At 41.2% G+C, this 6,736-nt stretch carries 6 protein-coding genes; all 6 read right to left on the bottom strand.

Annotated features, from left to right (window positions below; all coding sequences use genetic code 11):
* Nucleotides 1–369: 369 nt before the first annotated feature.
* Entirely contained in the window at nt 370–1,251 is an 882-nt protein-coding gene (locus tag P20652_RS09995; RefSeq protein ID WP_008168459.1) for a LysR family transcriptional regulator, read from the bottom strand.
* Between the two features lie 333 nt (nt 1,252–1,584).
* On the bottom strand, nt 1,585–2,241 hold the full coding sequence (locus tag P20652_RS10000) for a 3-oxoacid CoA-transferase subunit B (RefSeq protein WP_008168457.1): 657 nt from the start codon (nt 2,239–2,241) through the stop codon (nt 1,585–1,587).
* 14 nt (nt 2,242–2,255) lie between these two features.
* Nucleotides 2,256–2,954: a CoA transferase subunit A gene (locus P20652_RS10005; protein ID WP_008168455.1), complete on the bottom strand. Its 699-nt coding sequence runs from the start codon at nt 2,952–2,954 to the stop codon at nt 2,256–2,258.
* Between the two features lie 262 nt (nt 2,955–3,216).
* On the bottom strand, nt 3,217–4,113 hold the full coding sequence (locus P20652_RS10010) for a hydroxymethylglutaryl-CoA lyase (RefSeq protein WP_008168453.1): 897 nt from the start codon (nt 4,111–4,113) through the stop codon (nt 3,217–3,219).
* Nucleotides 4,113–6,128, bottom strand: coding sequence for an acetyl/propionyl/methylcrotonyl-CoA carboxylase subunit alpha (locus tag P20652_RS10015; RefSeq protein ID WP_008168451.1), 2,016 nt, complete (start codon nt 6,126–6,128; stop codon nt 4,113–4,115). Before P20652_RS10015 ends, P20652_RS10010 begins: the two co-directional genes overlap by 1 nt.
* An 8-nt stretch (nt 6,129–6,136) precedes the next feature.
* On the bottom strand, nt 6,137–6,736 hold a 600-nt coding region (locus P20652_RS17995), incomplete at its 5' end, for an enoyl-CoA hydratase-related protein (RefSeq protein WP_033017424.1).

The following is a 6,736-nucleotide window of genomic DNA, read 5'->3' as shown; positions in this document are numbered from 1 at the left end:
CTAAGTCACCACCTAACTTGAACCGCTTTTTCACACTGACAACATCTTACACACACAATATAAGATTCTTTTCACTGCTAATTTTGAGTTACTAAAACTCAAAAGGTTGCATTTATTGCTCTTAAAAAACAAATTAACTAAGTTGTTTTGAGCTGATAAAGTAACTTTAATATTTAACTTTATTTTCGACAAACGATAAAAACGAAACCAATGAGTGAAAAAAATTAAACTATAGACTTTAGTCTAATGCGTGGCGTTAAGCTTATGTATTTAAATAAAAAAATACTATTCAAAATTGCAGGGAGGTTTAGACGAGTTCAATAATACAACACATAGTGGGTTGTATTAATGAACTCGTATAATAGGGGATCATTCTTGTATTTTTCTAAATGTATTCACAACCCACTTTGCAAATAAATCAAGCGGGTGATTAGGGGTACTTGATTCGTGCTGCACTAAATAGTATTTATCTTTAGTTGTTAAAGGCTGCTCAAATAACTTATATAGCCATTGCTCGTCTAGCCAGCTTTGGCTAATAGGTAATGGTATAAGTGCAATCCCCATGCCTTGCTGCGCAGCACGCGCTACACCAAACATACTGTCTATTTGTATAATTTGTGTTGGAGAGAAATCATCTATTCCTGATTTTTCAGCCCATTGATGCCACGCCCATGGGCGAGCTTTGTGCAGAATAAGTGGTACTTGATTAAGTGCCTGGCGGTGATCATCTTTCCACTGGTCGAGTAACTTTTTATTACATGCAGGAATATATTCAAGGTTAAACAACTCAGTCGCTAACCCTTCAGTAGGTTTACCAGAGGACAATACAATAGATAAATCGCTATGACGAGTTAACTCTTTGCGTGTTTTAAGCGTGTCCATTTGCAGGTTTATATTAGGGTGCTCTGACGTCCACTCACTTAATTTAGGCATAAGTAGTTCGCTGGCAAAAAATTCAGGCAGCGTAATCGTCAAATTTGTATTTTGCTGCATCTGACTAAACTCATTAATAGTGCTCTCTAACATTGTGATGATAGGAGACACAGCATCAAAAAAGTTTTTACCCGCTGTGGTTAAGCTAATTGAACGCGTTTTACGTTGAAAAAGCTCAATACCAAGTTGTTCTTCAAGTTGTTTTATTTGATGGCTTACCGCAGATGGCGTTAAGTACAGCTCATTAGCTGCATGCTTAAAACTTAGGCTTCTTGCGGCAAAACAAAAAGAGCGAAGGCCACGAATAGGAGTTTGCATGTTTTCCAGAATTATATAATTTATTAAGACGCCTTACTTAGGCAAAATTTGAACCAACTATTTAATGTATAAATATCAGTAGATTAAAAATAAATTCAACACTAGTTCACAAAAAAGGTGCAGACAATCCACAAAATAGTGCAAAGAATCTAAGCGCTTACATTTAATTTATATTTGTATTATAGATAAAATTTACTACAGATGTATGAATAAGACCAAAAAATAAAGGAAAAGATAAAAAAATCCCTCTTGCGAGGGATTTTGGGTAACTCAGCGCCATTGGCACTGGGAATGAGGTCGGTACAGGGTAAAGTGTTATTTTTAAACTAATGCCTAAAAAACCATTTCAGGTACTTCACCGTCAACAAGTAATTTACCTGCTGTTTTACTAATGATTTCATCAACAGTAACGCCCGGAGCGCGTTCTAGTAGATGAAATGCGCCGTTTTTAACTTCTAGCACGGCTAAGTCTGTTACTATTTTTTTAACGCAATTAACGCCAGTAAGCGGTAAAGAGCAGGCCTCTAATAGTTTAGAGTCACCATGCTTACTTGCATGGGTCATAGTAACAATAATATTTTTCGCGCCAGCGACTAAATCCATCGCGCCACCCATGCCTTTAATCAGCTTTTTAGGGATCATCCACGATGCGATGTTGCCGTTCTGGTCAACTTCAAATGCACCCAGAACGGTTAAGTCTACATGACCACCCCGTATCATGGCAAAACTATCTGCACTATTAAATATGGCTGCACCTTTAGCTGCTGTCACGGTTTCTTTACCCGCGTTTATCATATCGGCGTCTAGCTCTGCTTTAGTAGGGTACGGACCCATGCCTAAAAGGCCATTTTCGGACTGTAACATAACTTCAATATCATCAGGTACATAGTTTGCGACGAGTGTCGGAATTCCTATGCCCAAATTTACGTAGTAACCATCTTGTAGTTCTTGTGCAACGCGCATTGCAACTTGTTCACGTGATAGTGCCATAATTATGCTCCTGCTTAATCTCGTGTTGTTACACGTTCAATGCGTTTTTCAAAGCTGCCTTTAATAACGCGATTTACAAAAATACCTGGGGTATGAATTTGGCTTGGTTCAAGCTCACCCGGCTCTACAATTTCTTCTACTTCGGCAACGGTAATTTTACCTGCCGTTGCAGCCATTGGATTAAAGTTCATGGCGGTGTGTCTAAACACTAAATTACCAAAGCGATCGGCTTTCCATGCTTTTACTATGGCAAATTCACCCGTTATAGATTCTTCTAAAATATAAGGGCGACCATTAAATTCTTTTACGTCTTTGCCTTCAGCCACAGGGGTACCGTAACCGGTTGCGGTATAAAACGCAGGTATACCTGCGCCGCCAGCACGCATTTTTTCAGCAAGTGTACCTTGCGGTGTAAGCTCAACGTCAATTTCGCCACTTAATAACTGCTGCTCGAATAGGGCGTTTTCGCCAACGTATGAGGCAATTACTTTTTTAATTTGTTTGTCTTGTAATAAAATACCCAAACCAAAGTCATCAACACCACAGTTATTAGATACCACGGTTAAGTCTTTTGTTTGCATGTGCTTAATTTGTTTAATTAAGCCCTCAGGAATACCACATAAACCAAAACCACCGGCAATAATGGTATCGCCGTCTTTTAATCCTTCCATTGCAGCTTCGTAGCTATAAACTACCTTATCAAAACCGGCCATGGATCTCTCCTCATTGTGTGCTATTTGTTGTCAACTATCTTTAATCATCATTTTATAAGATAGCTATTTAACCTGAACTCTGGTCAAGAGATTTACTAACATATTGAATTAGGTTGATATTTAAATTTATTTTATCTAGCCAGAGATTTTCAGTGAAAATAAGGCTAATTTACGCATCAATAGCTGGCCTATTGCAAGTAAATTCAACGCAGTTAGCGCTGAAAATAGCTGCTCGAGATAGATTTATTATCCAGAGCTCAGGTTATTTAGTGTGTAGTGCCACAGATACTTTGCTCACAGGTTGCTTACCAAGTGCTTTGGTTATTTCCCAGCCAGCCTCACTTAACCTTTGTAAATCAATTCCGTGTTCAATGCCAAGCCCTTGCAGTAAGTAAACTACATCTTCGGTGGCAACATTTCCTGACGCACCCTTAGCATAAGGACAGCCACCAAGGCCTGCGACTGCCGCGTCAACCGTTGCTATACCTAGGCTTAAGGCTGCGTAAATATTTGTGAGCGCTTGCCCGTAAGTATCATGAAAATGCACGGCCAACTTAGTTTTGTCAATGTGGGTTAAAAGTAACTCTATTAACTGCGCTACTTTTTTAGCGGTGCCAATACCTATGGTATCGCCAAGGCTTACTTCGTAACACCCTAAATCTAATAGCTTTTGCGATACACTTAGTACTGCTTGTGGGTCAACCTCACCCTCATAGGGGCAACCTAGCACACAGCTTACATAACCACGTACGCGGATATTATTCGCTTTAGCAAACGCCATTACTTCGCTAAAGCGTTCAATACTTTGCTCTATTGAGCAGTTTATGTTTTTTTGACAAAACGACTCACTTGCAGCGGTAAATATAGCAAACTCTTTAATGCCGACAGCGTGCGCTGCTTGTGCACCTTTTAAGTTAGGTGTAAGGGCGCTTAAATTTACATCGGGTAAATTAAGGGCTGATATTACATCCGCTGAGTCTGCCATTTGTGGCACCCATTTAGGTGACACAAACGCGCCAGCTTCAATATCTTTTAAACCTGCAGCACTTAGGGCGTTAATAAGTGTTACTTTATCGGCTGTGCTTACTGTTTTTTCGTTTTGTAGGCCGTCTCGGGCGCCAACTTCAACAATACGAACTTTACTTGGAAATGCACTCATTATGCTTCCTCAGTCGTATCTTCTACTATCGCAAGTAGAGCGCCATGCGTGACTAATTCGCCTTCACCAAAACAGTAGCTTTTTAAAATTCCGTCATGCGGTGCGTTAAGCGTGTATTCCATTTTCATGGCTTCAATAATAACAACCGCATCACCTTTGGTAATTGTGCTACCAATGTCGATTAAGTGCTTAACTACCGTGCCATTAAGCGGCGCGGCAAGTGGCAGTGCTTCGCTTTCGTGCGAACTAATATAATGCTTATCAACTAGTTCAAGCTTAGTTTGCAGCGCTTTATTCATAACAGTGACAATATTGGCTACGGTATTATTGCCAACAGTATTATTACTTACCGTAGTTACGTGCGCGGTATGTTTTTCACCATTAATAAATACAGTGCAAAGACCACTATTTAATGTGCCTTGTAGATTAAAAACGTGCTCGTTATGCGTAATACTATAGCCCGCTGTCGTTTTTATAGCGCTTAGGTGCAAATCGGCAAAAGGGACTTTAATTGCTTGCGGTGCATTGAGTGTAAAACCAGTTAGTTGTTGCCACGGGCTTGCACTGTTTGGCGCACTTTGTGTGCTAGTTAACGATTCTAAATAGGCAAACGCACCAATAAGCTGACTTGCTTGCAATAACGATTCATCAACAGTAACTAACGAGTCGCCTTGCTCTGCAATAAAGTGCGTACTTGGCGCACCTTGTTTAAACTTAGGGTGGCTTGCTAAATTATGTAAAAAGCCAATGTTAGTGCTAAAACCCGCTAAATGAAATTGCTCAAGAGCGTGTTGTAAACGGCTCAGTGCTTGTTCGCGATTGCCGTCGTGCACAATAAGTTTTGCAATCATCGGGTCGTAATACGGGCTGATTTCGTCGCCTTGTGCAATGCCTGTATCAATGCGTACAAATTCACTGTTAAGCGGTGTGTGTAGTGCTTCAATAGTGCCCGAACACGGGATAAAGTCGTTGGCTGGATCTTCTGCGTATATTCGCGCTTCAAAGCTATGACCCTGCAATTGAATATCACTTTGTGTCAGTGGCAATGTTTGCCCACCTGCAATATTAATTTGCCAATTGACTAAATCTACACCGGTTACCATTTCGGTCACAGGGTGTTCTACTTGAAGGCGCGTATTCATTTCCATAAAGAAAAATTCATCGCCACACAGTAAAAACTCAACCGTACCTGCGCCTCTATAATTTATAGCCAATGCACAACGCACAGCCGCTTCGCCCATTTCTTTGCGTAGTTCGTCAGATAAACCCGGAGCAGGGGCTTCTTCAATTACTTTTTGGTGACGACGTTGCAAAGAACAATCACGATCGCCTAAATAGACACAGTTGCCATGGTTATCTGCAAATACTTGCACTTCAACATGGCGAGGCTGGTTTACATAGCGCTCTAATAACACTAAGTCGTTACCAAAACCGGCAATCGCTTCACGTTGCGCACCTTGTAGTGCGCTCATAAAGTCTTTTGCTTTTTGTACAACGCGCATACCTTTACCACCGCCACCAAAGGCGGCTTTAATTAGTACAGGGTAGCCAATTTTTTCAGCTTCACTTTGTAAAAAAGCAGGGTCTTGTTTATCACCATAATAACCAGGTACTAATGGCACATTAGCAGCTGCCATTATTTCTTTAGCGCGGGTTTTAGACCCCATTGCTTCAATGCTACTTGCTGGTGGCCCTATAAAAGCAATGTTATTAGCTTCGCAGGCTTTAGCAAATTCGCTGTTCTCAGATAAAAAACCATACCCCGGGTGAATACAATCAGCGCCGCAGTCTTTGGCAACTTGTAAAATTTTGTCTGCTACTAAATACGAGTCTTTACTTGGTGCGGCACCAATATGGTAAGCCTCGTCAGCCATTTTTACGTGCCGGGCATGTTTGTCTGCATCAGAATAAACCGCGACTGTGGTTAAGCCCATTTGTTTTGCGGTGCGCATTACTCGGCACGCAATTTCTCCACGATTGGCAATCAGCATTTTTTGTAATCGTTGTGTGTTCATAATCAATCCTACAGTTGCCAAGCGGGTGGGCGTTTATCAAAAAAAGCAGTTAGCCCTTCTTGGCCTTCTTCAGATACGCGAATTTTTGCAATACGCTCTGCGGTAAGCTCAATGAGTTCATCGGTAATTTCTTTATTTGCTACATCGTTAATTAATGCTTTTGCGGCTTTTACTGCAACAGGTCCGTTATCAATCAGTGTTTGCAGCATATTATCGACCGCGCAGTCTAAATTACCGGTTACTTGATGAATTAAACCAAGTTGTTTTGCAGTATGGGCATCAAACACTTCAGCCGTTAAAAAGTACCTGCGAGCAGCGCGCTCACCAATCGCTTTAATGACATACGGGCTAATAACCGCAGGAATAAGACCCAGCTTTACTTCGCTTAAACAAAATTGCGCATCGTCTTTACTAAGGGCTATGTCGCAACAGGCAATTAAGCCCAGTGCACCACCAAAAGCAGCACCTTGCACAGCACAAATTGTAGGGTGGGGCGAGTTTGCCAGCACCTGCATTAATTTAGCCAATTGCATCGAATCAGCTAGGTTATCGGCGTAGTTGTTATCCGCCATCGATTTCATCCAGGCTAAATCGGCACCGGCTGAAAA

It is taken from the genome of Pseudoalteromonas sp. BSi20652, assembly GCF_000239855.1.
Taxonomy (GTDB): Bacteria; Pseudomonadota; Gammaproteobacteria; order Enterobacterales; family Alteromonadaceae; genus Pseudoalteromonas.
This window is presented reverse-complemented; position numbering and strand designations above follow the sequence as displayed.

Bases quoted from the DNA above. Each gene is read 5' to 3' on its own strand.
- P20652_RS10005 (WP_008168455.1), bottom strand. From the start codon at position 2,954: ATGGCCGGTTTTGATAAGGTAGTTTATAGCTACGAAGCTGCAATGGAA.
- P20652_RS10015 (WP_008168451.1), bottom strand. From the start codon at position 6,128: ATGAACACACAACGATTACAAAAAATGCTGATTGCCAATCGTGGAGAA.
- P20652_RS10010 (WP_008168453.1), bottom strand. From the start codon at position 4,113: ATGAGTGCATTTCCAAGTAAAGTTCGTATTGTTGAAGTTGGCGCCCGA.
- P20652_RS10000 (WP_008168457.1), bottom strand. From the start codon at position 2,241: ATGGCACTATCACGTGAACAAGTTGCAATGCGCGTTGCACAAGAACTA.
- P20652_RS09995 (WP_008168459.1), bottom strand. From the start codon at position 1,251: ATGCAAACTCCTATTCGTGGCCTTCGCTCTTTTTGTTTTGCCGCAAGA.